21 protein-coding genes are annotated in these 24,483 nt (G+C 65.5%); 6 read left to right on the forward strand and 15 right to left on the reverse strand.

Annotated elements, in window-relative coordinates; all coding sequences use genetic code 11:
• Nucleotides 1-89: 89 nt before the first annotated feature.
• On the forward strand, nucleotides 90-4,931 hold the full coding sequence (locus C7R54_RS05280) for a SpvB/TcaC N-terminal domain-containing protein (RefSeq protein ID WP_129149082.1): 4,842 nt from the start codon (nucleotides 90-92) through the stop codon (nucleotides 4,929-4,931).
• 16 nt (nucleotides 4,932-4,947) lie between these two features.
• Here C7R54_RS05280 and C7R54_RS05285 read toward each other — a convergent pair whose 3' ends face one another.
• The 10 genes from C7R54_RS05285 to C7R54_RS05330 form a co-directional block, all read right to left on the reverse strand.
• Nucleotides 4,948-5,697 (reverse strand): SDR family NAD(P)-dependent oxidoreductase, encoded by a 750-nt coding sequence (locus C7R54_RS05285; RefSeq protein ID WP_129149083.1) that lies wholly within the window; start codon nucleotides 5,695-5,697, stop codon nucleotides 4,948-4,950.
• A gap of 318 nt (nucleotides 5,698-6,015) precedes the next feature.
• A complete protein-coding gene (gene acs, locus C7R54_RS05290) occupies nucleotides 6,016-7,995 on the reverse strand; it encodes an acetate--CoA ligase (protein ID WP_129149084.1) in 1,980 nt (659 codons plus the stop codon).
• A 112-nt stretch (nucleotides 7,996-8,107) separates the two neighbouring features.
• A complete protein-coding gene (locus C7R54_RS05295) occupies nucleotides 8,108-8,731 on the reverse strand; it encodes an ANTAR domain-containing response regulator (RefSeq protein WP_129149085.1) in 624 nt (207 codons plus the stop codon).
• Nucleotides 8,732-9,886: a transporter substrate-binding domain-containing protein gene (locus C7R54_RS05300; RefSeq protein WP_240039375.1), complete on the reverse strand. Its 1,155-nt coding sequence runs from the start codon at nucleotides 9,884-9,886 to the stop codon at nucleotides 8,732-8,734. It lies immediately after the preceding gene.
• A 199-nt stretch (nucleotides 9,887-10,085) separates the two neighbouring features.
• A complete protein-coding gene (locus tag C7R54_RS05305) occupies nucleotides 10,086-11,828 on the reverse strand; it encodes a nitric oxide reductase activation protein NorD (protein WP_129149087.1) in 1,743 nt (580 codons plus the stop codon).
• Nucleotides 11,812-12,627, reverse strand: coding sequence for a CbbQ/NirQ/NorQ/GpvN family protein (locus C7R54_RS05310; protein ID WP_129149088.1), 816 nt, complete (start codon nucleotides 12,625-12,627; stop codon nucleotides 11,812-11,814). The genes C7R54_RS05305 and C7R54_RS05310 overlap by 17 nt, the downstream gene beginning before the upstream one ends.
• Nucleotides 12,628-12,630: 3 nt before the next feature.
• On the reverse strand, nucleotides 12,631-13,668 hold the full coding sequence (locus C7R54_RS05315) for an aliphatic amidase (protein WP_129149089.1): 1,038 nt from the start codon (nucleotides 13,666-13,668) through the stop codon (nucleotides 12,631-12,633).
• A gap of 266 nt (nucleotides 13,669-13,934) precedes the next feature.
• A complete protein-coding gene (locus C7R54_RS05320) occupies nucleotides 13,935-14,612 on the reverse strand; it encodes a DsbA family oxidoreductase (protein WP_240039376.1) in 678 nt (225 codons plus the stop codon).
• A gap of 29 nt (nucleotides 14,613-14,641) precedes the next feature.
• Complete coding sequence (locus C7R54_RS05325) at nucleotides 14,642-15,046, reverse strand: heme-binding protein (RefSeq protein ID WP_129149090.1); 405 nt, start codon at nucleotides 15,044-15,046, stop codon at nucleotides 14,642-14,644.
• Nucleotides 15,043-16,929 carry a propionate--CoA ligase gene (locus C7R54_RS05330; protein ID WP_129149091.1) on the reverse strand — a complete coding sequence of 629 codons (1,887 nt, stop codon included), beginning with the start codon at nucleotides 16,927-16,929 and terminating at the stop codon, nucleotides 15,043-15,045. The genes C7R54_RS05325 and C7R54_RS05330 overlap by 4 nt, the downstream gene beginning before the upstream one ends.
• 363 nt (nucleotides 16,930-17,292) lie before the next feature.
• Here C7R54_RS05330 and C7R54_RS05335 point away from each other — a divergent pair, with 363 nt between their 5' ends.
• On the forward strand, nucleotides 17,293-17,979 hold the full coding sequence (locus tag C7R54_RS05335) for a C40 family peptidase (RefSeq protein WP_129149092.1): 687 nt from the start codon (nucleotides 17,293-17,295) through the stop codon (nucleotides 17,977-17,979).
• 157 nt (nucleotides 17,980-18,136) lie between these two features.
• On the opposite strand, the gene C7R54_RS05340 is transcribed toward C7R54_RS05335, so the two are convergent.
• Both C7R54_RS05340 and C7R54_RS05345 read right to left on the reverse strand, forming a co-directional pair.
• Nucleotides 18,137-18,667, reverse strand: coding sequence for a cytochrome b (locus C7R54_RS05340; RefSeq protein ID WP_088598427.1), 531 nt, complete (start codon nucleotides 18,665-18,667; stop codon nucleotides 18,137-18,139).
• On the reverse strand, nucleotides 18,664-19,743 hold the full coding sequence (locus C7R54_RS05345; RefSeq protein WP_129149093.1) for a catalase family peroxidase: 1,080 nt from the start codon (nucleotides 19,741-19,743) through the stop codon (nucleotides 18,664-18,666). The genes C7R54_RS05340 and C7R54_RS05345 overlap by 4 nt, the downstream gene beginning before the upstream one ends.
• Before the next feature lie 215 nt (nucleotides 19,744-19,958).
• Here C7R54_RS05345 and C7R54_RS05350 point away from each other — a divergent pair, with 215 nt between their 5' ends.
• Nucleotides 19,959-20,474 carry a sigma-70 family RNA polymerase sigma factor gene (locus tag C7R54_RS05350; RefSeq protein WP_129149094.1) on the forward strand — a complete coding sequence of 172 codons (516 nt, stop codon included), beginning with the start codon at nucleotides 19,959-19,961 and terminating at the stop codon, nucleotides 20,472-20,474.
• On the forward strand, nucleotides 20,471-21,235 hold the full coding sequence (locus tag C7R54_RS05355) for an anti-sigma factor family protein (RefSeq protein ID WP_129149095.1): 765 nt from the start codon (nucleotides 20,471-20,473) through the stop codon (nucleotides 21,233-21,235). The genes C7R54_RS05350 and C7R54_RS05355 overlap by 4 nt, the downstream gene beginning before the upstream one ends.
• Nucleotides 21,236-21,345: 110 nt before the next feature.
• Here the strand turns inward: C7R54_RS05355 and C7R54_RS05360 are convergent, their stop codons facing one another.
• Both C7R54_RS05360 and C7R54_RS05365 read right to left on the reverse strand, forming a co-directional pair.
• A complete protein-coding gene (locus C7R54_RS05360; RefSeq protein ID WP_088598430.1) occupies nucleotides 21,346-21,678 on the reverse strand; it encodes a DUF2325 domain-containing protein in 333 nt (110 codons plus the stop codon).
• Between the two features lie 215 nt (nucleotides 21,679-21,893).
• Nucleotides 21,894-22,841 carry a CysB family HTH-type transcriptional regulator gene (locus tag C7R54_RS05365; RefSeq protein WP_129149096.1) on the reverse strand — a complete coding sequence of 316 codons (948 nt, stop codon included), beginning with the start codon at nucleotides 22,839-22,841 and terminating at the stop codon, nucleotides 21,894-21,896.
• Nucleotides 22,842-23,078: 237 nt separating this feature from the next.
• Here C7R54_RS05365 and C7R54_RS05370 point away from each other — a divergent pair, with 237 nt between their 5' ends.
• Both C7R54_RS05370 and C7R54_RS05375 read left to right on the forward strand, forming a co-directional pair.
• Nucleotides 23,079-23,276 (forward strand): type II toxin-antitoxin system VapB family antitoxin, encoded by a 198-nt coding sequence (locus C7R54_RS05370; protein ID WP_129149097.1) that lies wholly within the window; start codon nucleotides 23,079-23,081, stop codon nucleotides 23,274-23,276.
• Nucleotides 23,273-23,644 carry a type II toxin-antitoxin system VapC family toxin gene (locus C7R54_RS05375; protein ID WP_129149098.1) on the forward strand — a complete coding sequence of 124 codons (372 nt, stop codon included), beginning with the start codon at nucleotides 23,273-23,275 and terminating at the stop codon, nucleotides 23,642-23,644. The genes C7R54_RS05370 and C7R54_RS05375 overlap by 4 nt, the downstream gene beginning before the upstream one ends.
• Before the next feature lie 27 nt (nucleotides 23,645-23,671).
• On the opposite strand, the gene C7R54_RS05380 is transcribed toward C7R54_RS05375, so the two are convergent.
• Nucleotides 23,672-24,457 carry a GntR family transcriptional regulator gene (locus tag C7R54_RS05380; RefSeq protein ID WP_129149099.1) on the reverse strand — a complete coding sequence of 262 codons (786 nt, stop codon included), beginning with the start codon at nucleotides 24,455-24,457 and terminating at the stop codon, nucleotides 23,672-23,674.
• Nucleotides 24,458-24,483 lie beyond the last annotated feature (26 nt).

The raw sequence follows: 24,483 nt of genomic DNA on the forward strand, positions 1-24,483 counted from the left end.
GACCAGGCCTTCCTAGACTTGCCTTGCGATCCGCATATCCCTCGAACTGACGCCGGCAGCATCGGCCATCGCTCAGGAGCATAACGGACATGGGTAGACCCTTGACCGCGCCAACCGCCACGCCGGCCCCACCCACCCTGCCCCAGCCTGGCGCCGGCGGGCTCGGCATCGCATCGGTCGAGGCCGCGCCCATCGGCAATGGCGGCGGCACGAGCTTTTCCATCGACCTCCCCATTTCTCCGGGACGCGGCTATGCGCCCCGGCTGGCCCTGGCGAGCGGAGGCGGCAACGGCGTGTTCGGCTGGGGCTGGGATGCCGGACCGCCGTCGATACGTCGGCGCTTCGATCACGGTTTTCCCAACTACGATCGCAATGACGAATTCATCGGACCGGACGGCGAGGTGATGTCGTACACCGGATCGCTATCCTCGGTCAGCGGCACGCCGGCGCGCTACACCGCCTTGCAGTACATGCCGCGCAAGGAAGGCGCGTTCTCGCGCATCGTCTACATGCAAGCGCCAGACACGCAGGCCAATGACTTCTGGCAGGTGTCGATGGCCGACGGCGAGATACTGTGGTTCGGCAGGACCGCGGACGCCCGCATCCAGGATCCCGCCGATACGACCCGCACGGCGGCCTGGCTGCTGCATGAGTCCGTGACCCCGGACGGCCAGCACATCTACTACAAATACAGTCCCGGTCCCGATGCCAAGCAGTCCAGCCGCTATCTCACCGCGATCCACTACGGCAACACGACCTGCGCACAACAGCCCTTCCTCTCGAATACGGACGCGACCCAGGGGCCCGATCACCAGGGTTGGCTGTTTACCTTGCTGTTCGACTACAGCCAGCCCACCCCTGCCTGGCAGGTACCGGCATCCTATGACGCCATCGCGGCGCAATCGTGGGTCAGGCGCCAGGATCACCACGTCGACTACGGTTATGGCTACGCCGTTCCCGCCGAATACCTGTGCCGCCAGGTGCTCATGTACCACCGCATCGACAACGACAAGCAATTGAGCGACAAGGGCACGCCGACACTGGTTTCCCGATTGTGGCTGGACTATGAAGAACTGCCCTCGGCCGCGCGCCTGATGGGCACGCAGCGCATGGCCTACGAGACCGACGGCGCCTGGCGGTTCCTGCCCTTGGTGGACATCGAGTGGACGCCGGACTTCGCCGCGCCGGCGGACGCCAGCTGCTGGACGGCCCTCGCACAACCCATGGCCCTGCCGATCGACGGCGACACGCCGGAATCGGATCCCATCCTGTATTCGGAAACCGATCTCTACAGCGAAGGCATGGCCGGTCTGCTGCATCGAATAGGTAATTGCTGGTATTACCGCCGTCCGGTGCGCGACCAGCGCAAGGGCGCGACGCCGCGGGCGATTACTTATGGACCGCGAAATCTGCTGGGCAGTGTTCCCGTCATCAGCGGCGCCGCCGACAACCTGCTGATGGACATCAATGGCGACGGCAGCCTGGAAAGCCTGAAGACGGGCGCCGGCGGCCCACGCGGCTATCACGCCATGCAGGCCGACCAGACCTGGTCGGCCTTCGTTCCCGTCCAGACCTTGCCCACCGAAATCGGCGCCCCGTACGCGAGGTTCGGCAATATGCACGGCTCGGGCCTGCCGGACCTGTTCGTCCTGTCGCCGACTTCGGTGCGCTATTACACCAACCAGTCCACCGACACCACGGTCGCTTTCTCCGCGCCACGGGAGGTTGCCCAGGCTGGCGGCATCGTGCTGCCCATGCCCGGACGCAATCCCCGGGAATGGGTGAATTTCGCCGACGTGCTGGGCTCGGGGCAGCCGCAGCTGGTGCGCGTGCGGCACGACTCGCTGACATACTGGCCGTGGCTGGGCAACGGCCGTTTCGGCGCGGCGGTCACCATGACCGCCGCGCTGCCCTTCGACGCGACCTCGTTCGATCCCGGGCGGGTCTATTTCCTTTCCCTCTTCGGACAGCAGGCCCCGGACCTGGTCTATGCGGACGTGGATGGCATCCGGATCCACCAAAATCTATGCGGCAACGGCTACGCCAGCACGCCTGCCATCATCCCCTATCCCGCCGGCTTCCATCTGGGGAACCTCGCCAGCATCCAGTTTTCCGACAGCGCCGGTACGGGCGGCACCAGCATCGTGCTGACCCAACCCTATGGCGACGTGACGCCGCCGCAGGGCTATCCCGGATCCGGCGCGACCCGTTATTGGCGCCTAGACCTCAATGCCACGCCGCCTTATCAGCTGGCCGCGCTGGACAACAACGCGGGCGCCCGCACCGAAGTCACCTGGCGCAATTCGATCCAGGATTGGGTCGACGAGAAGGTGGAGACCAGGAATGGCGCGCCCACCCATCGTCCCGGCGCGCGCATGCTCGTGGACAGCATCGCGCAGGTCGATCAAGTCACCAACCTGCAGCGCGTCTCGACACCGAAATACCGGGATGGCGTCTGGGACGGCAGGGAGCGCGAATCGCGCGGTTTTCGATATACGGAAATCCGCCAGGAGACTTGGACCTGGAGCATGGCCACGCCGGCTCCGACCGCCACGCGGGTATCCGCGCTCGCGCCCTCGGTCACCAAGACCTGGTTCCATGCGGGCCGGGTGACGGACGATACATTGAAGTCCTCAACCGGCAGCCCCTATTTCTACGGCATGCCGTATTCGGACGCATCCGCCTACGCCAACCTGGCGACACGGTACACCCAATACACCGCCACCACGACGGTCCAGGCGCCCTGGCACGACACGGTGGCGACCCCGGGCGTCGAGCAGCTGTGGTGGCAAGCCCGCGCGCTGGCCGGCAGCACGCTACGCGTCGAAACCTACGGCGCCAGCGACGTTCCCCTGTCCATCCAGCACATGCGCTGGCAAAGCCGGGCGGTCCGAGACCTGTCGCCAACCCTGCCCTACGCGATCGTGCTGCCCATGGCGCTGGAGACGATCACCTACAACTACGAGGGATACGCCACCGACCCCCTGGTCACGCAGACCCTGGAAATGGACGCGGACCAGTACGGCTATGCCACCTGGCGCGTGGATGTCGCCTATCCCAGGTGGCTGACGGCCACGTCCGCCAACCCCTATGTGGACACCGGACTGGACGCGTCGCTACGCATCCCCTTCCCCGTCGCGGGCAACGGCGCAAGCGCCGTCACGGGTCTGAGCTGGACCTCCACCTTCGATGACCAGCAAACCGTGCTGCGCCTCGCGGAATCGCGCTTCCAGGCGCAGCACCTGGACGGCTCCGACTACCGGCTGGGCGCGCTGGCGGTGGAACGCCAGAACGTCCTGACCTACGACACGTACGCAGCCGCGAAACCGGGCGGCCCGGGCCTGCATGTCGAGACGCTGTCGGCGCTGGGCGACCCGACCTGCCTGCTCGCGCCGGGGCAGACCCGTACCCTGCAGGCACAGACCCGCTATCAATACAATTCCGAACTGCCAGGGCCTCTGGTCCTGCTGACCTGCAAGTACACAGCGCTCATGACCAACGCGGACCACGCGTTCCTCACCGGCAACGGCCTGGGCGCCAGTGAAATCACGGCTGCGGGCTACACGTCGGAAAACCTGCTGCTCACCGTCCCCGGCGGCGCGCCGGAAACGGACAGGATCCACGCCGGCCAGTTCGATATCAACTTTTACAACGACGATACCGGATTCTGGAGGCTGAACCTGTACTTCCCATCATTTCTGGAAGGGGCGGATGGCAAATACCCCTCCACCACGTACTCCTGGGACAGCCAATACGTGCTGGTGACGGCAGCGACGGATGTCTATGGCAATGTCGTCACCGCCCGCACCATCGACTATCGCTTCCTGGCGCCAACGACCCTGCTCGACCCGAACATGAACAAGCTGCAAGTGCAGTTCGACGCACTGGGGCGTGTGATCGCCACGAGTTTTTCCGGCACGCAACTCAAGGCCAACGACGACGGCAGCGTGGCCATCGAGCAAGTGGGCTTCGACGATCTGGAAACCACCCCCTATGACGGGAACTTCGACGGCACGGGTCCGCAGAACCAGGCGTCGCGCGTCGATTACCAGGCCAACAACATGACGGGTTGGTATGCCACTGTCTCCAGTAATTTCAATTTATCGGCAACCGTCACCGACAACCTCGCCAGCGCGCACTATCTTTTTCTGACGGGCGCGGCGACAGACAAGAGCACTTACGCGTTTCTGCGGTCGCGCGGGCGCGCATTGGCTGCGAGCGATGCGACTACCGCCGACGTCGCCGACCTCGGCGACCCCGACGACACATCGCCATACCTCATGTTTCTGAAGTCATTCGCGCTGCCGTCGGCACAGCCTGCCCTCTATGCCATCCAGGCAGCGGACGCATTTTCGACCACAGCGGCGCCCTTGTCGGCGAGCGCGCAGAATCTGCCTATGACCACGACCTATGTGGATGGGCGCGACCGCACGCTATGCACCTTCCTGCGCGTGCCTGGAGGCAATCCGGTCTACCTCTGCAGCCAATTCGGCCAAATATCGCTCCCCTTGGGCACACCAGGCGTCGTCCATGCCGTCAGGGACTACACACGACATGCCCCCGCTGGCGAGGTGCTCACGCAATGGCCCGCGTTTTTCTGCAGCCCTTTCCTGAGCAACGCATCCGCCACGCTGGCACGCACGCAATTTCCCAGCTATGACACCATGTCGAGCTGGAACGCCAACTTCCCGTCCGACCAGTATCTCCATGACGCCCTGGGCCGGCCCACCCGCGTCATCACGGGGCGCGTCAGCGACCGTACGGGGCAGGCCTACGAACGCAGGACCTACCACGCGCCGTGGTTCACGCTCGAGCAAGACGAGAACGATATCGACGACGAGTTGCCGGACACGTCCACGCCTCCCGCGAGCGTTGTCAGGTCGCTCGTATCGCGCATGACGAAGCGCCGCTCGAAGACCCGGCGGCGCTGACGGCCGGCCGCGCGATTCAACGGTCTTTCGTGATCGACAGCGCCGCGAACGACTGCGCCACCGGCATGACTTCCAGGCTGTTGATATTGACGTGCGGCGGCAAGCCGCTGACCCAGGCCACGGCCTCGGCGATGTCGTCGGCGGTCAGGGCCGTGACGCCCTCGTAGCGGCTGGCCGCCTTGGCCTTGTCACCCTTGAAGCGCACGTCGCTGAATTCCGTGCCCCCGACCAGGCCGGGTTCGATATTGGTCACGCGCAAGGCGGTGCCCGTGAGGTCGGCGCGCAGGTTCATGCTGAATTGCCGCACGAACGCCTTGCTGGCGCCGTACACATTGCCGCCCGAATACGGGTAGTTGCCGGCCACCGAACCGATATTGATGACATGGCCGCGATTGCGCGCCACCATGCCGGGCAGCAGGGCGTGCGTGACGCGCGCCAGCCCGGTGACGTTGGTGTCTATCATGCCTATCCAGTCGTCCAGGTCGGCGCGCTGGGCGGGCTCCAGGCCCAGCGCCAGGCCGGCGTTGTTGACCAGCACGTCGATCTCGGCGAAAGCCGGCGGCAGCGTGTCCGGCAGGGCCGCCACGGCGGCGGCGTCGCGCACGTCCAGCTGCAGCGTCGACAAGCGCTCGCCCAGGCGGTCGCGCAAGGCCTGCAGTTTCTCCTTGCGCCGGCCGGTGGCGACCACCTTGTGGCCGTCGCGGATGAAGCGCTCGGCGATGGCGGCGCCAAAACCCGCCGTCGCGCCCGTCACGAATACGATCATTGCGAACTCCCATGGAACAACAAGCGGGCGGCGCGGAGGCGCCTTCCCCGCGGGGCGCGGCGGATCCAAGGCCAGCCGCGCTCAGGTGTCTCCCCGGCAGGACGCAGCGTCCCCGGAGTCAGCGGCGCCGAAGCGCCTCTCAAGCGGGGCGCGGCGGATCCAAGGTCAGCCGCGCTCAAGTGTCTCCCCGGCAGGACGCAGCGTCCCCGGAGTCAGCGGCGCCGAAGCGCCTCTCAAGCGGGGCGCGGCGGATCCGGGTCCCCCGGTCCGCTACGCGCGCCCCTTGAGGGGGGCGCGCGCAGCGCGCTGGGGTGGGTCTCATACCGACTTCGACAACTGGTCGAGGATCTGCGGATTTTCCAGCGTCGAGACGTCCTGGGTGACCTCCTCGCCCTTGGCCACCACGCGCAGCAGGCGCCGCATGATCTTGCCCGAGCGGGTCTTGGGCAGGTTCTCGCCGAAGCGGATGTCCTTGGGCTTGGCGATGGGGCCGATTTCCTTGGCCACCCAGTCGCGCAGCTGCTTGGCCACCGCCGCGGCCTCGTCGCCCTCGGGACGCGCGCCCTTGAGCACCACGAAGGCCACCACGGCCTCGCCCGTGGTGTCGTCCGGACGCCCCACCACCGCGGCTTCCGCCACCAACGGATGCGACACCAGGGCCGATTCCACTTCCATGGTGCCCAGGCGATGGCCGGAGACGTTCAGCACGTCATCGATCCGGCCCATGATCCAGAAGTAGCCGTCGGCGTCGCGCTGCGCGCCATCGCCCGCCAGGTAGTAGCCGCGCAGCTCGGGCGGGAAGTAGCTCTTCTTGAAACGTTCCGGATCGCCCCAGATGTTGCGGATCATCGCCGGCCAGGGTTTCTTGATCACCAGGAAACCGCCGTTGCCCTGGTCCACGTCCGCGCCGGTCTCGTCGACGATGGCCGCGGCGATGCCCGGCAGGGGCAGCGTGCAGGAACCCGGCTTGGTGGGCGTGGCGCCTGGCAGCGGGGTGATCATGTGACCGCCGGTCTCCGTCTGCCACCACGTGTCGACGATGGGGCAGCGTTCGCCGCCCACCGTCTTGTGGTACCACATCCACGCTTCAGGGTTGATGGGTTCGCCCACCGAGCCCAGGATGCGCAGGCTGCTCAGGTCATAACGGTCCGGCGCCGTATCGGGCGCGGCAGCCGACGCCTTGATGAGCGAGCGGATGGCGGTGGGGGCGGTGTAGAACGTCGTCACCTTGTGGCGCGCGATCATGTCCCAGAAGCGGCCCGCGTTGGGATAGGTGGGCACGCCCTCGAATACCACCTGGGTCAGCCCGGCCGCCAGCGGGCCATAGGCGATGTAGGAGTGGCCGGTAATCCAGCCCACGTCGGCCGTGCACCAGTAGACGTCGTCGGGACGGGCGTCGAAGGTCCACTTGACGGTCAGCAGGGACCACAGCAGATAGCCGGCGGAGGCATGCTGCACGCCCTTGGGCTTGCCGGTCGAGCCGGACGTATAGAGGATGAACAGGGGATGCTCGGCTTCCACCGGGACCGGATCGCATTGCTCCGATTGACCGGCCACGACATCATGCAGCCACAGGTCGCGGCCTTCCACCCAAGCCGTCTTGCCACCGGTGCGGCGATAGACGATGACCTGGCGCACGGCGTCGCAGCCGCCCATGGCGAACGCTTCCTCCACCGCCGGCTTCAGCGGGATGGTCTTGCCGCCGCGCACCTGCTCGTCCGCGGTGACCACCAGCGTGGCGCCGACATCGACGATGCGTTCCTGCAGGCTCTTGGCGGAGAAGCCGCCGAAGACCACGGAATGGGTCACGCCCAGGCGTACGCAAGCCTGCATCACCACCACCGCCTCGATCGACATGGGCATGTAGATGATGGCGCGGTCGCCCTTCTTGTAGCCCAGCTTCTTCAGGCCGTTGGCCAGCTGGCAGACGCGGCCCAGCAATTCACGGTAGGTGATCTTGTCGACCTTGCCGTCGTCGGCCTCGAAGATGATGGCGACCTTGTCCGCATTGCCGCCCTGCACGTGCTTGTCCAGGCAGTTGGCCGACACATTGAGTTCGCCGTCGCCAAACCAGCGGTAGAACGGCGCGTTGCTTTCGTCCAGCACCTGGCTGAAGGGCTTGCTCCAGACCAGGTTTTCATTCGCCTGGCGCCGCCAGAAACCGTCGAAGTCCTGCTCGGCTTCCAGGCACAGTTTTTTGTAGGCATCCATGCTGCCGATGGCGGCGCCCGCCGAAGCAGCGGGCGGCGGCGGAAACACACGGTTTTCCACCAGCACGGATTCGATGGCGTTGGGCATGACGGTCTCCTTCAGAGAATTTTGAAGCTGCTGTTTTTGCTTGCAGATTGATTTATGTACGTCGGGCAATCCGATTCTAGCCGGGCTCGACAGCCTGTCACCAATTTATTGGTCAGCGACCCAGGTCGAGCATTTCGCTGGCGTGGATGAGCGAGGTCGCGATGTCCACCGTCGACACCCGCTTGGCCATGGCCTGGGTGCGTATCAGCTCGTAGGCCTGGCTCTCGGAAATACCCCTGCCGCGCATAAGGATAGCAGCCGCCTTGGCGATCTGGCGCTGCCCTTCCAGCCGGGTTTCCAGTTTGCGCAAGGTGCGTTGCAGGTGACGCATCTCGCCGTTGACCTGGCGCGCCAGCACCAGGGCCGACAGCAGGCCGAAGGAACGCACGGGGGCGGGCAGCACGGCCCGCGCGCCCAGCCGCAACACCGCCTCGACGATGGTCGGGTTTTCATAGTTCACCACCGCGATCACCGTGGGCGCCTGCTCGCCCTTGGCCCAGGGATAGTCCTGATGCACCAGGTCGGGGCGCACGGCAAGGAATACCACGTCCATGCCCTCGGCCGGCGCCGGCGGCGGCGGCCAATGCACCTGCGTACGGCAGCCGATGCGATCCAGTTGCTGCACCAGGCTCTGGCCGTCGGCATCGTCGGGATGGAACACCGCCACGCGCAAACTGCGCAGGTCGCGCAGGTAGGCGGGCATGGCAGGACTGGCGCGGCGCCCAGGGCTTTCCATTCAGGGCTCCAGCTCGGTCATCTTGACCGTCCAGTCGCCCAGCACGTGGTTGACCAGATAGGGATCCGGCGCCACCGCCGCCGCCGAAGCGCGCACGATGGCGAAGTCGCCGTCCGCGCGCAAGCGGCCGATGCGGGGATGGAGCCACGTGTGGTGGTTGCCCGGATCGATGCGCACCGTGCCCTGCGGCGCTTCGAAGCTGCTGCCCAACAAGGCCGGCAACAGCGCGTCGATCTGGTCGCTGCCGGCCCGGCGCAGCGCCTGGGCATACATATGGACCTGGAAGTAGGCCGCCTCCCAGCAAAGGTTGGCGGTCGCGTCCGCGCCGTGATGCCGCCGCAGGCTGGCCAGGGCGCGCCGGTTGGCGGGCGTGTCCAGCGACTGGAAATACGGCGCTGCCGTATAGTGCCCGCATGCGACGTCGGCGCCCATCTGCCGCGCCTCGGCCTCCGAGGTGGTCAGGCTGGCAATGGGCATGCGCACGGGGTCGAAACCCGCGTCGGCGTACGCGCGGTAGAACGCCGCCGTGGCGTCGCCGACCACCGTCGAGAAAATGAAATCCGGCCGCGATGCGCGGATCTCCTCGATGGCCACGCGAAAATCCGCCTCGGTGGCGCCCAGCCGCACATAGCGCTCGCCGACGCGGGCGCCGCCTGGTCGTTGTAGCACCAGGTCGGCCATGATGCGGTTGGATTCGTAGGGATAGATGTAGTCGGAACCCAGCAGATAGACGCGCGGACCATAATGCGCGGTCATGTAGTCCGCCAACTGCATGCTGTTCTGGTTGGGCGCCGCGCCCGTATAGATGACGTTGCGCGAATACTCGAAGCCCTCGTACAACGTGGGATAGAACAGCAGCCGGTTCCAGCGCTCCACGACGGGGATGACCGCGATGCGGCTGCTGGACATGTAGCAGCCGAAAATGACGTTGACGCCGTCTTGCGCCACCAGTTGTTCGGCCAGGTGCGCATAGCGGGCGGGATTGGACTGCGGATCATGGCAGATTGCCACCAGCTCGCGGCCGTCGATACCGCCGGCCTCGTTGATTTCGGCAATGGCCAGCTCGGTGCCTAGCCGTTGCGAAGCGCCGATGGCGCCGGTCGCGCCGCTGGTCGAAAACAGCACACCCACCTTGACGGGATCGGTCTGGCTCACACCCTGCTCTCCATGCCTGCGATGGACGACGACGTATCGTCCCGCGTGAAATCGTAGCGGTCGCCGCCGCGCGCAACAAGACGGGATAACGGCAAGGCCGGGAATGGCGCGGCGCAACGGCCAGGACCGAAATCGGGACCATGACCGGTCTCGGGCCCGCGACTGGCGCCGGACGCCGAGGTCGCAGGGAACCGGCCGCTCATCGCAACAAGCGCCCGAATGCCCGCGCCAGCCTGGCGGGCAGCGCGGCGGGGTCGGCGACGATGTCGTAGCCGCGCGCCCCGAACATGCGGCCGACGTCATCGGCGGACTGGCCGTCCACCGCCAGGCAGTGGCAGCGCACGCCCGCCTGGCGCGCCTGGATGACGGCCATGCGGGCATCCTCGACCAGGTGGCGTGGATCATGCACGTCGATATCCGAAGGCGCGCCGTCGGTCACCACCAGGATGGCGCGCCGGGCGGCGGCCTCCTCATGCAGCCGGCCGGTCGCATGGCGCAACGCCGTCCCCAGGCGGGTCGACCACGCCGCCCGCTGCGCGTCGATGCGCGCGGCGGCGACAACATCCAGCGGCCGGCCGAAGTCGAGCAATCGGACATAGCGCACGGCATGGCGCGTATCGGAATGGAAACCGTGCACCGCCACCCGGTGACCGGACGCGGCCGCCGCGGCGGCGAGCAGCAGCGCCGCCTGCCGTTCCCGATCGAGCAGGCGCTGGCCGTCCTGCGCACGGTCATTGGCCGATTCCGAAAGGTCCAGCAGCACCAGCACGCTGACCGCGCGCGCCTGCCTGCCGGGCGCGACGAATACGCGCGCGTCGGGCATGATCGCGGCACGCCGCGCCACGGCAGCCTCGATGGCGGCATCGATATCCAGGGCTTCCCCTTCCCATTGCCTGCGCAGGCGGCGCGCGCGATCGAGCTCCTGCACGCGCGGCAGCCGCGGCAAGCGCCAGGGCCGTCGCGCGGGGCCGGGCGGCATGGACGGCGCCGGCGGCGGACCGATGTCTTCCAGGGTGCACCAGTGCTCGCGCAGCAGGCCCGCACGGTAATGCCATTCGGGATAGTGGAAGCGCCGTCCTTTCCCTAGGCTCCTTTCCATATCCCTTTCATCGATCCCCATGTCATCCGCCGGATGGTGGGCATCGTCCCGCCCACCCGCCCGCGGCGGCAGCATGGCCAGCGCCGCCTCCCGCGCGTCGCCCGGATGCGTCCACAGCCAACCATCGTCATCGCGGTGGCGCGGTCGGCGGTACTGGTCCGGGTCCAGGCGCACGCGCATCTGGCCCAGGTCGTTCGCAAGCACGCGGCCCAGGTCCGTGTAGTCCTCGCGCCGCCGGCCGCCCGCCTGCCAGACACGCTCGAAACCCGCGCGCCCCTTTTCGACCCAGTAATTACCGTCGCGATGCGCGGGACGCGCGATGGCGCGCGCCAGCCTCAAGGCCAACGACGCGAAGTCCAGCCCAGGTTCGGCCGACTCCACGAACAGGGCCTGCTGCAGGCACCGTCCCAAACCGGGGAATTCCATGCCTAGCAGGCGTTCGGCGCGCGCGTCTTCCAGCAGGGACAAGACCGCCAGCGTCATCGCCTTCATGCCGGCCGCCGGCACGCCCGGCGGGGTATGCCGCAGATGCGCCAGCGCATGCGCCGCCACCGCCCGGTGCAAGGAGCCGTCGCGCAACACGTCTTGCGGCACCATCAGCCCTTGCGGCGACAACGCGATGCTCGTGGCCGGCCCCGTGGGTGCGGCCAGCGCCGCCACATGCACCTCCCCGCGGCCGAACGCCCGCAAGGCCATGCCCAGGCGCCCGCACGCGCGCGCCAGCGTGTCGTCCCCAGCGGCATCCCCATCGGCAATCCCATCGGCACCCACGCCGACATCCCCCACTGCGCCCGGCGTGGTCGCGCGCGATGGCGGTCCCTGCGGGTCAACCGAAGGTTGCATCGATGCAATCATGCAGCACCCGCAGGACATCGGGATCGTCGGTGAGCGATCCCGTCAGCGTCATTTCGCAACTGGCCCTGGCATCCAGCCCATCGCGCATAAGGCAGCCGGCGTGGATCAGCAGGCGCGTGGAAGCGCCCTCCTCCAGCCCATGTCCGCGCAGGGCCCGGGTGCGTCCGGCGATGGCCACCAGTTGCTCGGCGAGCGGCAGGACAATGCCTGCCTCATGCGCCACGATCTCCGCCTCCGTCGCGGGGGGCGGATAGTCGAACGCCATCGACCCGAAGCGCTGCCGCGTCGACGGCTTCATATCCTTGGCCGCGCTCTGGTAGCCGGGGTTGTACGAAACCACCAGCTGGAAATCGGGATGCGCCGCCAGTTGCTCCCCCTTCTTGTCCAGCGGCAGCAGCCGCCGGCCGTCGGTCAGGGGATGGATCACCACGGTGGTGTCCTGGCGCGCCTCGACCACCTCGTCCAGATAGCGGATCGCGCCATGGCGAACCGCCAGCGTCAAGGGTCCGTCATGCCAGACCGTGCCGCCGGCGTCCAGCAGATGGCGGCCGACGAGGTCGGACGCGGTCATGTCCTCGTTGCAGGCCACGGTGATCAGCGGCACGCCCAGCCGCCACGCCATATGCTCGACAAAACGCGTCTTGCCGCAGCCGGTCGGGCCGCTGAGGATGAGCGGCAGCCGCCGTCCGTAGGCAAGCTCGTAGCGCCGCGGCTCATCGCCCACCGGCCTGTAATAAGGTTCGGTGGCGATGCGCCAGGCCGCCAGCGGATCACGACTGTCCCGCATGGCTCAGCGATGCCCGGCGGGCGTGTTGGGGATGCCTTCGATCGGGCACTCCGGCGTGCCCACCGTGCCGCGCGTAATGGCCTCAACCTGCTTGCGCGTGCCCTCGGGATCGTTGATCCAGCGGGCGTAGAAGTTGTACGGGCAGGCCGCCACGCCGTTGGCGTCCTCGCCGGAATTGATCTTGCCCGTATAGCCTCGATGCAGCAGCTTGAACAGGTGGTTCTGCGATTGCATGTTGCGGCGCGCGTCCCGGATCAGCGAGGTGGACAGCTCCGCGTACTGGATGCCCATGCTCTCCTCGCCGCATTCGCCCAGGGTGCGGCCGTCGAAGCCCACGATGGCGGAATGGCCGAAATAGGAATACACGCCGTCGAAGCCGGCCGCGTTGGCGACCGCCACATACACATTGTTCATCCACGCCATGGCCTTGGCCACCAGCACCTGCTGGTCCTTGGCCGGGTACATATAGCCCTGGCAGCGCACGATGAGCTCCGCGCCCTGCATGGCGCAATCGCGCCAGATCTCCGGATAGTTGCCGTCGTCGCAGATGATCAGGCTGATCTTCATGCCCTTGGGGCCTTCGGACACATAGGTGCAATCGCCCGGATACCACCCTTCCACCGGCACCCAGGGCATGATCTTGCGATACTTCTGCACGATCTCGCCCTGGTCGTTCATCAGGATCAGGGTGTTGTACGGCGCCTTGTTCGGATGCTCCTCGTGCCGTTCACCCGTCAACGAGAACACGCCCCATACCTTGGCCTTGCGGCAGGCGGCGGCGAAGATTTCCGTTTCCTCGCCCGGCACGGCGGCGGCGGTGTCGTACATTTCCTTGGCGTCGTACATGATGCCGTGGGTCGAGTACTCGGGAAAGATCACCAGGTCCATGCCCGGCAGGCCCTGCTTCATGCCCACCACCATGTCGGCGATCTTGCGCGCGTTATCCAGCACCTCGGCTTTCGTGTGCAGGCGCGGCATGTGGTAATTGACCACCGCAACGCCGACGCAATCCTTGCTGCTGGAGATATCTCCGTGTCTCATGTAGCACTCCTGGAAATTCCGGTTATCGAGGACGCACGGCCGCCCGGGCGCGCGACGTAGCGGCGCCGCGCGAGCCGCGCAGGCGAAAAGCGACCAAAAAAAACGAAAAAAAAAGCCCTTTCCCGGGGATATCCCGGGAAAGGGCTTTTTTGCCCAACGCTGGGTCGGCAACACTGGCGACCGGCGTTGAAAGAAAGAGTGCGACTACTCTAGCAGCCGCTTCCGCGCCGCGGACATCGGGGCTTACCCTAGCGCCTGGCTGTCCGTCACGCGGGCTCGGCCAGGACCTGCCGGATCGCTTGCTCGAAAGCCTCGACGGGCTGCCCGCCGCTCAGCAGGTATTTGCGGTTGAAGATGATGCTGGGTACGGACTGGATGCCCATGTCGATGTATTCCTGCTCCTCGGCACGAACCTCGTCGGCATACTCCCCGGCTTCCAGCACCCGGCGCGCCGCCGCCGCGTCCAGCCCCACCGATGCCGCGGTCTCCACCAGCACATCGTGCTTGCTGGGGTCCTTGCCGTCGGAATGGTAGGCCCGCAGCAACGCGGCCTTGAGCGGGAACTGCTTGCCTTCCATACCCGCCCAGTGCAGCAGGCGGTGGGCATCGAAGGTGTTGTAGACGTAGGTGCGCGCGCCGAAGGCGAAGCCTACGCTGGCCCCCCGCGCGCGGATCATGGCCTGCGATTCGGCGATCTGTTCGGGGGTGCGTCCGTATTTCCTTCCCAGGTAGTCGACGATCGCCTCGCCTTCGGGCCGCATGTCCGGGTTCAATTCAAAGGGATGGAAGACGATCCGGGCATCGACCTCGTCTCCCAGGTTGGAAAGTGCCTGTTGCAGCGACCAGAGCCCAACCGCGCACCATGGGCACGCAATGTCCGAAACGTAGTCGATGCGCAGCGGCCGCGACCTTGCCTGTATTGCCTGTGTGCCTGCCTGCATCATGTTCATCCTTGCTCCGCACGGAGCCCGAGCTACAGCCCCAGGGCCGCGATGCCGGCGTTGGCGATGGCGACGTCGTCGCTCGACTTGACGCCGGACACGCCCACCGCGCCCACCACCACGCCTTGCGCGACGATGGGCACCCCGCCTTCCAGCATGCCCGTCATCGGCGCCGACAGGAAGGCATAACGACCGTTGTTGATCGACTCTTCATAGACCTTGGATTCGCGGCGGCCCAGTGCGGCCGTCTGCGCCTTGGCGGGCGCGATCTGGGCGGAAATCGGCGCGGCCCCGTCCAGGCGCAGCAGGCCCAGCAAATGGCCGCCGTCATCCGCGACGGCGATCGAGACGGCCCACTTGCTGGACTGCGCATGCGCTTCGGCGGCCGCCAGGATCTTCTTGACGTCGTCGGCGGTAAGGACGGGCTTGCTATTCATTTCAGCGATTCCTTGATCAGTTCCAGTGCATTGGGGTCCTCGATCGTCGCCAGGTCGCCGGGATCGCGCCCTTCGCACACCGCCACGATGGCCCGCCGCAAGACCTTGCCGGAACGGGTCTTGGGCAAGGCCGCGACGAAACGGATGCGCGCCGGCCGCGCCACGGCGCCAAGCTGCTGATCGACCACGCGCATCATATCGCCTTCCAGCGCCCGCATGGCATCCGCGCCCTCGGCCTGCGAGGGATCCTTCAACACCACGAAGGCGGCCGCCACCTGTCCCTTCAGCGCGTCGGCCACGCCCACCACGGCGCATTCCGCCACCTTGGCATGGCTGCTGATGGACTCCTCGATTTCACGCGTGCCCAGCCGGTGCCCTGCCACGTTGATCACGTCGTCGGTGCGTCCCAGGATGAACCAATAGCCGTCGTCATCGACCCGCCCCCAGTCGAACGTCGAATACACCTGCCGCCCCGGAATCGATTCGAAATACGTGCGCACGAAACGTTCGTCGTCGCCCCAGATGGTGCTCATGGCGCCCGGCGGCAGCGGCGGCACGATGGCCACCACGCCCTTGCGGCCCGCCTCCAGGTCCTGCCCGGTGCTTTCGTCGATCACCCGTACGTCGTAGCCATAGGTGGGAAAGGAAGGGCTGCCAAGGCGCGGCGGCGTGCGCTCCACGCCCGGCTGCGCCGACAGGATGGGCCAGCCGCTTTCGGTCTGCCAATAGTTGTCGATGACCGGCTTGCCCAGGGCCTCGCCGATCCAGCGCGCGGTCGGCTCGTCCAGCGGCTCGCCGGCCAGATAGAGGGTCCGCAGCGAGGACAAATCGTGCCGCCGCAGCAATTCGGGATCCTGCCGCTTGAGCACGCGCACGGCCGTGGGGGCCGAGAACAGCGTGTTCACCTTGAAGCGCTCGACCAGTTTCCACAGGATGGCGCCGTCGGGCCGCACCGGCGTGCCTTCGTAGAGTATGGTGGCCTGGCCGCCGATCAGGGGCCCATAGACGATGTAGGAGTGGCCAACGACCCAGCCGATGTCGCTGGTGCAAAAAAAGGTCTCGCCTGGCTTGCCGTTGAAGATGTACTCCATCGATGCGGCCAGGGCCACGGTGTAGCCCCCGGTATCTCGTTGCACGCCCTTGGGCTTGCCGGTGGTTCCCGACGTATAGAGGATGTAGCTGGGCTCGGACGATTCCAGCCAGGTCACGGGCACGCGCGCGCCCTCGTGACGCGCCCGCAATTCGGCATAGTCCCATTGCCCATCGGCCAGCGGCGCGGGCGCCAGGCCACGATCGACGATGATGACGGCGGCGGGGCGGGACTGGCTCAAGTCCAGTGCCTGGTCCAGCAAGGGCTTGTAGGGCATCACCTTGCCGCCGCGCGAGCCGGCGTCGGCCGAGACGATGACCTTGGGGCGTGCGTCGTCGATACGCTGCGCCAGGTTGTGCGCGGCAAACCCGCCGAACACCACGGAATGGATGGCGCCCAGCCGTGCGCAGGCCAGCATGGTGAACACGGCCTCCGGGATCATGGGCATGTAGAGCAGCACCCGGTCGCCCTGGCCGACCCCCTGTTCGCGCAGCATGGCGGCCACCGCATTGACCTCGTCATGCAGTTGCGCCTGCGTATATATCCGCTCCTGGTCGACCTCGGTGGAGACCCAGATCAAGGCCTGTCTATCCGCCTGAAGGGGGAGCCAGCGATCGACGGCGTTGTAACAGAGATTGGTCTTGCCGCCGACGTACCAGCGGGCGAAGGGCAGCCGGCTGTCGTCCAGGGTTCGCTCGAAGGGCGTCTCCCAATGGATGCGACCGCCTTCCCGACGCCAGAATTCTTGCCGCTGATGTATGGATGCGTAATGGAAATCCCGGATTTTTTGCATGCGTGTCTCCTGTTATGGTGTCAACTGTTTCAGATTCTTGTCGATCTTTACCAGTTATTTGGTCTTGTCGTTAAGAACTGCAAGGTTCTCTGAGGACATCGCTGCGCGGCTTCGCCGGCGCTGAAGAGGATCCCAAACTGCAGGATTCCTGCCACGCTCTTTCCGAAGCTCGCTAGATTCTAGCCATAACGGCGCTGCAGAGCTTATGCAGGTCGTTACATCTTTGCTATACGCACAGTCATGGAAAACTGTACGCAACATTGATAGAATCACGCGAGTTATTACACTTCAGTCATCACACCTCCAACCCCCACGGCGGTCGTCCGTCGTCTTCCAGGCGCCTAAAGCGCCTTCAAGCGAACAATGAACCGATACGGCCACCGTCTCTCACGTTTCCTGTCTCCTCTCCTACCTCATACCCGCCTGTTGCGGCTCGCCAGCGTGACGCTCGGCGTCGCCATCCTTGCGGGTTGCGCCAACACCGGCACCTCGCAGCGCTACGACTATGCCTCGACCGACCTCGAAGGCTATGAGGCCGAGTGGGCCAGCAGTGCCGACGATCCCATCGGCATGCTGCTGGCGGAGAAGCTGCGCCGGCCGTCGCGCGGGTCGGGCATGGCCTACAAGCCGGGCAACGGGACCGATAACGTATTGCTGGCGGGCGAGGCGCTGAATTACCTCGGGATTCGCTACCGCTTCGGCGGCACGTCGCCGTCGACCGGTTTTGACTGCAGCGGCCTGGTGTCCTATGTCGCCCAACAATCGTTGGGTCTAAAGCTACCCCGTAATGCCGCCGAAATCTATCAGAAGGTCGGCATGTCGGTGGCCCGCAACGACCTGCAAGTGGGCGACCTGGTGTTCTTCAACACCATGGGGCGGCGCTACTCGCACGTCGGCATCTACCTCGGCGACGATCGCTTCGTCCATTCGCCCAGCGCCGGCGGCAAGGTACGCATCGAGAGCATGGAGCTGGCGTACTGGAGCAAGCGCTACAACGGCGCCCGCCGCATCGACAGCACCCTCATCGCGCAAGCCCGCGCCGGCAACTGATGCGCGGTATTTGATTCAGTTTGCAGGGCCGCATATGGCCCGCGGCATTCCACCTAAGGCAGTCCATGATGGACTGCCTTTTTGTTTCATCGATGACTCAAGGAACCTGAACGCCGCCGCCTCGTGAACGGAGGTCGGCGGCGCAGGATTCCTGCGCCTACGACTTCCCGACCATGGACCGCAATACGCCATCGCGGCGGATCAGGCCGTGATACAGCGCCGCGGCGAAGTGGGCGACGAAGGTCAGGAAGAACAGATAAGCCAGCCAGCGATGCGCCAGCCGCAACCAGGCGAACACGGCGGGATCGGCCGGCGCGATCGGCGGCAGCGTCACTCCCGCCCACAGCGTCACCGGGTAGCCGCCGGCCGACACCATCGCCCAGCCGATCAAGGGCATCGCGATCATCAGCCCATACATCGCCAGATGCGAGCCATGCGCGGCCAGCTTCTGCCACGCTGGCAGGTCAGCGGGCAAGGGCGGCTGCCGCGATGCCAGCCGCACGATCAGCCGCAGACAGACCAGCACCAGTATCGCGGCACCCAGCGGCCGGTGTAGCGACAGCAGCACGTCATGCCACGTCGACACGGTGGCCGTCATGCCCACCCCGATGAACAGCATGGTGACGATCATCACCGCCATGAGCCAGTGCAACAGGCGCGCGGGCCAGACAAATACGGTTTTCATCATTTCTTCTCCGAAGACAGGGGCGCCGTGCCGGGGACGCCGGCTTCTTCACTGGTACGCCGCAGATAGGAATCCGCGTAGGCGGCGGAACGCGCCGCCAGCAGCGGATCGCCGGAGACCTGGATGCCCTGGGGCAACACGGTCGGGTCGTAGTTGATGTCCCGACAGGGGCCGCTGTCCTGCGGCGCCACGTCATTCAGCACCAGGGTGCCGGCGTCTATGGTTTTGCGGTCGGCGGGCCAGGCCTTGGTGGCGTCATCGACGGGATCGCCAGGGGCCGCCAGCGTCAATTCCAGTTTCCAGCTTTGCGCACCGGCCGCGATGCGACGTGGCAGGTCCTCGCGCAGGATGTCCGGATCGCCAGCGGCCGCCACTTGGCCGGCGCCGTCGGTCTGCTGTGGCACCATGCGCCAGCGCACCGCTTGCCGGGTGCCGTCCTTGTTCACCAGGTAGAAGGCGTTCAGCGAGTAGTACGTTTCGGTGGCGAAGCTGGCGCTGGGCTTGGCGCCCTTCACCCAGGCTAGGAACTCGGCCATTTCCGGATGCGCCCCGACGAAGGCCTTCACCTTCGTGGGGTCGGGCTTGCCCGTCTTCGGATCGGGCGCGCTGGCGGTCAGTTGTTCGTAGAAGGCCTGCGGCGTCGCCAGGGGGAAGACCGGCATGCTGTTCATGCCGGTGCGCCATTGCTGGCCGTCCGGCGCCGTCAGGCGCAGGGCCATGCTGCGGATCGGCACGCTGCTGTCAGGCGCGTAGGGATTGCCGCCCGGCAGCGCGAAGCGGCCGACCACGGGGCTTTTGCGCGCTTCGAAGAACGAGGCGGTGGAATAGGCACTGGCCGCGCCATTGCCTTCGAAGTAGCCGATTACGCAGATACCTTTGGCGTGATTGCGTCGATAGCCTGGATGCTGGCCGCCATTGGTTTGCAAGGCGTCGACGACCTTTTTCGGGGTCAGCCGCGCGGGCGCCAGCCAGCCGCCGACATAGCCAAAGGCGAGCACGACGACCGCTACCGCGCCGCCGATGGCCACCCAACGCAGCGGCCGGTTGCCCGGATCGCCGTTTGAAGAACGCTGTGCCATGAAAATAACTCCCGACCGATGAGGTCCTGTACTGAACCGCTGTAAGACGCCGCGGCGCCTGGTTTATTCCTTTAAACTTTTTTTATTTTTGATGGAATAAGACGCCGCCTCGAACGTCTAACGATGGCGATTGGCGTTTTTCCCCTGTGAGCATCCGGGCGCTTGCCCCTCCTGCGTCCGCTCTGCCCGCGCAAACCAGGAAAGCCGGTCCGCCTATGTCTTCGACTGAACTAGATGCGCAATTGCGTGAACTGATCCCGCGGCTGCGGCGCTTTGCGCTGTGGCTGACTCGTGACGTCCACGCGGCCGACGACCTGGTGCAATCGACCATGGAACGGGCGCTGTCGCGCTGGGGCAGCCGACGCGGGGAAGACAGCCTGCGCAGCTGGCTGTTCACGATCCTGCACAGGCGCTTCCTGGACGGGCAGCGCAGCGCGAAGCGCCATGCGCGGCTGCTCGGCAACCTGCAGGAACCCGATGAACCGCACTGGCCGTCGGCCGAACACATGGCCAGCACCCGCGCGACGCTCAACGCCTTCAGCGACCTGTCGACCGAACAACGAGGCTTGCTGCTGCTGATCGCGGTCGAGGGCTTCAGCTACCAGGAGGCGGCCGACCTCCTGGACGTGCCGATCGGCACGGTGATGTCCCGGCTGTCCCGCGCACGCCAGGCCTTGCGCCAGTTGAGCGAGGGCAAACGCCCGGCGCCTTTATTGCGAGTCATGAAATGAGCGATTCCCCTGATGATGACGATCTCCACGCGTATGCCGACGGGCGGCTCGACGACGAGGCACGCGAGGCCATCGAACGGCAGTTCGCGCGACATCCGGACCAGGCCGCGCGGGCGCGGGCCTGGGCGCAGGATGCGCGTTCGTTGCGGGAGGAACTGGACGCCCTGCCCCTGCCCGCCTTCAATCCCACCTTGGACCCGGCCGCCATCCGCGCAGGTCAGGCCGCGCGCCTGAGAACCCGGCTGGCCATCGCGGCGTCGCTGGTGCTATGCCTGGGACTGGGAACGGTGGGCGGCTGGCAGGCGCGCGACTGGCGCAGCCCGGACACGTCCTTGCGCACCTTGCCGATGAGCGATGCGATCGCGGCCTACAAGCTGATGGTGGTCGATCGCAGTGCCGCGGTCGACTTCAGTGGAGCGAATATGGGTGACATGCAGGCCTGGCTGGTGCGCAATGTCGGCGCGTCCGCCAAGCTGCCGGACTTGAGCGCGGCGGGATTCCAGCCGCGTGGCGGGCGCCTGTTCGCCACCGAGGGAGGCGCCGCGGCCATGGTGCTGTACCAGGACGCCGGGGGGCATACGCTCAGTTTCTACGTGCGGCCGCCGGAATCGCCGCGGCGGCTGTTGCCAGCCGGGCAGCGGGCCGATGGCGGGCTGGTCGCGCGCTATGGCACGCGCCAGGGCCTGCTATTCGCCGTGGTCGGACCGCAAGCCAGCCTGGGGGAAACGGCGGTTTCCCGGGCGCTGGATGAACAGACCTGATATTCCTCACTGCAGGCGCAGTTACGCAAAAAAGGCCGTCGTGTGGTTGATCTTGCGGATCAGCCCACACGACGGCCTTTGAAGTATCCAGCTACTGCCGAACGCCGCCGTTAATGCACCTTGCCGGCGTTATTGGGATTGTTCGGACACAAGCCGCATTGGCTGAGCGCCTGCTGCATGCTGCATACCGAACGGCGGCAAGCGACCACCTTGATGCCGGCGCGCTGAGCCGAATGGCGGAACGTCTTCATGACGTTATGGCCAAGGAAATCGGTCAGCAGAATCACCAGTTGCGTGCCCGTGGGCAACGCCAGACCGCGTTTCTGATGTGAAGGATCACGGCCACTGATGTGGTGCGTGATCGAAATATTGTGTCCCTTCAGCAAGTCCGGAATATTGCCTAGCCGGTCCGCCCCCACTACCACTGCGCTTAGCCCCGCCATGAGATTTCCCTCGTTGCGTCGTTGAAGTGGAATTAATGATAATGATTCTTGTTTGTTTGGGCAAGTAAATGAGAAGACTTCTTATTTATATTTTTTATGGACGATGCTGGAGACATAGTGGGGATCGTGGCGGGCACCAAGCCAAACGGGCTCCGCCATCGCTGGCGGAGCCCGTTTGGAGAACATGCGGCGCTTGCGGGTGGCCGCAAGCAGGCCTAGTCCGCCTGCTGCCCCTGCACCGCCTTGGCCACGACGTTGCGCGTCAGGGCCGGCGCCAGCATTTCGATGAAGGTGTAGACGTAATCGCGCAGGAAGACGCCGGCCTTCACGCCCACCCGCGTCGTATGGGTGCCGAACAAGTGCCCCACCGGCAGGCCGATCAATCCGCTGTCGCGGCGGGGATCGTAGGCCACGCCCGCGATGATGCCTATGCCCAGGCCCACGTCGACATAGGTCTTGATCACGTCGGCGTCGATGGCCTCAAGCACGATGTCCGGATGGATGCTCTGGCTGGCGAAGACCTCGTCTATGGTCGAACGGCCGGTAAAGGCGCGGTCGTAGGTGACGATGGGATAGGCCGCCAGCTGCTCCAGCGTCAGCCGCTTGGCCTCGCTGGACTTCAACTCGGCCAGTTCGTGATCCGGCCGCACCACCACGGTGTGCTCCCAGGTATAGCAAGGCAGGGTCGCCAGGCCCGGTGTGAGCGCCAGGGACTCCGTGGCGATGGCCAGGTCGGCCTGCTCGTGCAACACCATTTCGGCCAGTTGCGACGGGCTGCCTTCGGCCAGGGACAGGTGCACCTTGGGAAACTGCTTGCGGAAGGCCGGAATCACGCGGGGCAACAGGTAGCGCGCCTGCGTATGGGTACATGCGATCACCAGGCCGCCTTCATCGCGGCGGGCGAATTCATCGCTGACCTTCTTCAGGTTGTCGACCTCGCGCATGATGCGGTCGATCACCTGCGACACGGCCAGGCCGGGCTTGGTCAGCCCCTTGATGCGCTTGCCATGGCGTTCGAAGATCTTGACGCCCAGTTCATCCTCGAATTCGATGATGGCCTTGGACACGCCAGGTTGGGACGTGTAGAGCATGCGCGCGGCTTCCGTAAGGTTGAAGTCGCGGCGGATGGTTTCTCTGACGAATCGGAATTGTTGCAGGTTCATGGGGGTTCCTGAGCTGGACCCCAATTATAGGTAATAAAGAATCTATTCCAAATTACATATTCGTATAAGCTTAGCTCAACAGACGACAGCGGGCGACGAATGTAGGGATAACAAAGTGCCCCAATAGGAAGAGAGCACATTTCCCCTCGGTATCCGGAAGAGGGACAAGCAGCGAGCGGCATTATTATCCGCATCAATTGATGCTAACATCCATGCCTGCCTTTCAAAGGAGCCGCCATGCGAACCACGATCGCACTCGATGACGATCTGCTATCCAAGGCGCAGGCCTACACGGGCATCCAAGAAAAATCCACACTCGTACGTGAAGCACTCAAAGCCCTGATCCAACGCGAAGCAGCGAAGCGGCTCATCGCCCTGGGCGGAAGCCAGCCCGGCATCAAGGCTGCGCCGCGCCGTCGGCAGGAAGTGGAATGATCCTGGTCGATACATCGGTCTGGATAGACCACATCAATGCGGCCGATCCGGTCCTGGCCAGCCTGCTGACTGACGGCCAAGTGCTCACGCATCCCTTCGTGATCGCCGAGATTGCCCTGGGCAGCCTGAAAAATCGTGAGCTCGTGCTGGGGGCGCTGCGCGATTTACCGAACGCGCTCGTTGCCACGCCCGAGGAAACGCTGTTCCTCATCGAGCGCGAAGGGCTGTTCAACCGCGGCATTGGTTACGTAGACACATCATTGCTAGCCTCTGCGCGGCTGCAGCCCGGCACAACCGTGTGGACCCGGGACAAGCGACTGGCGAAGGCCGCCGACGAATTGGGACTCACGCCGAAACTGTTGCACTAGCGGAGTTATAGGTAATAAAAGCTGCCGCTATTTGATCTCGTTAATGTATATGTGATTCGCGGTGCTGGCGCGCCGCAGCGAATAAATGACGGGCGCGCCCGTCTGGTCGAATGCAACGTCCTCGATGCTGAGCACCGCCGAAGGATCTTTCAGATCCAGCAGCTTCCGGTCATCCTCGTTCGCAAGCTCCGCCGCCAATAACTCCCTGACCGCGGTGACGCGGACGCCATAACGTTCCAGGAAGAAAATATGCAGGCGGCTCGGCACCTTCTCAGGCGTCATGGGGAAGTCCGGCGCCCGCTCCGCCGCAAAGAAGTAGGTGTCGTGTATGACAGGCCTCTTGTCCACCACCCGCACGCGATGCAGCCGCACGACAGGTGCGCCGTCCGCGAGCTGGAGCTTCTGCGCGACACGCGAATCGGCGGGCTGTATGCCCACCGACACAACGCGCGGCTCCGAATGCTGCAAGGACTCATCCCTGCCATGCAGCCGGAAATACTGGAAGTAATACGTCAGGTTATGGTGATGGGTGCGGCTGGTGACGACGGTGCCGATGCCCCGGCGGCGCGACACCAATCCTTCTCTCACCAGTTCCAGCAAAGCGTGCCGCACGGTACCGACCGCCACCCCCAGGTCCTTGGCGAGCGCGACTTCCGCCGGCAACACCGTGCCGGGCCCCCAGTCGCCAAACAGGATCTTCTGCGATAGCTGCCGTTTCACGATCTCATAAAGCGGCGTGCCGGCGCCCTCATTCAGCCGGTCCAGCGGAGACGGTTGGGCGGGCTCTGGGTCGGGGGTAAGCGTGCGTGCCATGGACTCGGGATAGAATCGAAATCGCC

The organism is Achromobacter aloeverae (assembly GCF_004121055.1).
GTDB lineage: Bacteria > Pseudomonadota > Gammaproteobacteria > Burkholderiales > Burkholderiaceae_B > Bordetella_C > Bordetella_C aloeverae.

Bases quoted from the DNA above. Each gene is read 5' to 3' on its own strand.
- C7R54_RS05280 (WP_129149082.1), top strand. From the start codon at position 90: ATGGGTAGACCCTTGACCGCGCCAACCGCCACGCCGGCCCCACCCACC.
- C7R54_RS05285 (WP_129149083.1), bottom strand. From the start codon at position 5,697: ATGATCGTATTCGTGACGGGCGCGACGGCGGGTTTTGGCGCCGCCATC.
- acs (WP_129149084.1), bottom strand. From the start codon at position 7,995: ATGCCCAACGCCATCGAATCCGTGCTGGTGGAAAACCGTGTGTTTCCG.
- C7R54_RS05295 (WP_129149085.1), bottom strand. From the start codon at position 8,731: ATGGAAAGCCCTGGGCGCCGCGCCAGTCCTGCCATGCCCGCCTACCTG.
- C7R54_RS05305 (WP_129149087.1), bottom strand. From the start codon at position 11,828: ATGCAACCTTCGGTTGACCCGCAGGGACCGCCATCGCGCGCGACCACG.
- C7R54_RS05310 (WP_129149088.1), bottom strand. From the start codon at position 12,627: ATGCGGGACAGTCGTGATCCGCTGGCGGCCTGGCGCATCGCCACCGAA.
- C7R54_RS05315 (WP_129149089.1), bottom strand. From the start codon at position 13,668: ATGAGACACGGAGATATCTCCAGCAGCAAGGATTGCGTCGGCGTTGCG.
- C7R54_RS05320 (WP_240039376.1), bottom strand. From the start codon at position 14,612: ATGATGCAGGCAGGCACACAGGCAATACAGGCAAGGTCGCGGCCGCTG.
- C7R54_RS05325 (WP_129149090.1), bottom strand. From the start codon at position 15,046: ATGAATAGCAAGCCCGTCCTTACCGCCGACGACGTCAAGAAGATCCTG.
- C7R54_RS05330 (WP_129149091.1), bottom strand. From the start codon at position 16,929: ATGCAAAAAATCCGGGATTTCCATTACGCATCCATACATCAGCGGCAA.
- C7R54_RS05335 (WP_129149092.1), top strand. From the start codon at position 17,293: ATGAACCGATACGGCCACCGTCTCTCACGTTTCCTGTCTCCTCTCCTA.
- C7R54_RS05340 (WP_088598427.1), bottom strand. From the start codon at position 18,667: ATGATGAAAACCGTATTTGTCTGGCCCGCGCGCCTGTTGCACTGGCTC.
- C7R54_RS05345 (WP_129149093.1), bottom strand. From the start codon at position 19,743: ATGGCACAGCGTTCTTCAAACGGCGATCCGGGCAACCGGCCGCTGCGT.
- C7R54_RS05350 (WP_129149094.1), top strand. From the start codon at position 19,959: ATGTCTTCGACTGAACTAGATGCGCAATTGCGTGAACTGATCCCGCGG.
- C7R54_RS05355 (WP_129149095.1), top strand. From the start codon at position 20,471: ATGAGCGATTCCCCTGATGATGACGATCTCCACGCGTATGCCGACGGG.
- C7R54_RS05360 (WP_088598430.1), bottom strand. From the start codon at position 21,678: ATGGCGGGGCTAAGCGCAGTGGTAGTGGGGGCGGACCGGCTAGGCAAT.
- C7R54_RS05365 (WP_129149096.1), bottom strand. From the start codon at position 22,841: ATGAACCTGCAACAATTCCGATTCGTCAGAGAAACCATCCGCCGCGAC.
- C7R54_RS05370 (WP_129149097.1), top strand. From the start codon at position 23,079: ATGCGAACCACGATCGCACTCGATGACGATCTGCTATCCAAGGCGCAG.
- C7R54_RS05375 (WP_129149098.1), top strand. From the start codon at position 23,273: ATGATCCTGGTCGATACATCGGTCTGGATAGACCACATCAATGCGGCC.
- C7R54_RS05380 (WP_129149099.1), bottom strand. From the start codon at position 24,457: ATGGCACGCACGCTTACCCCCGACCCAGAGCCCGCCCAACCGTCTCCG.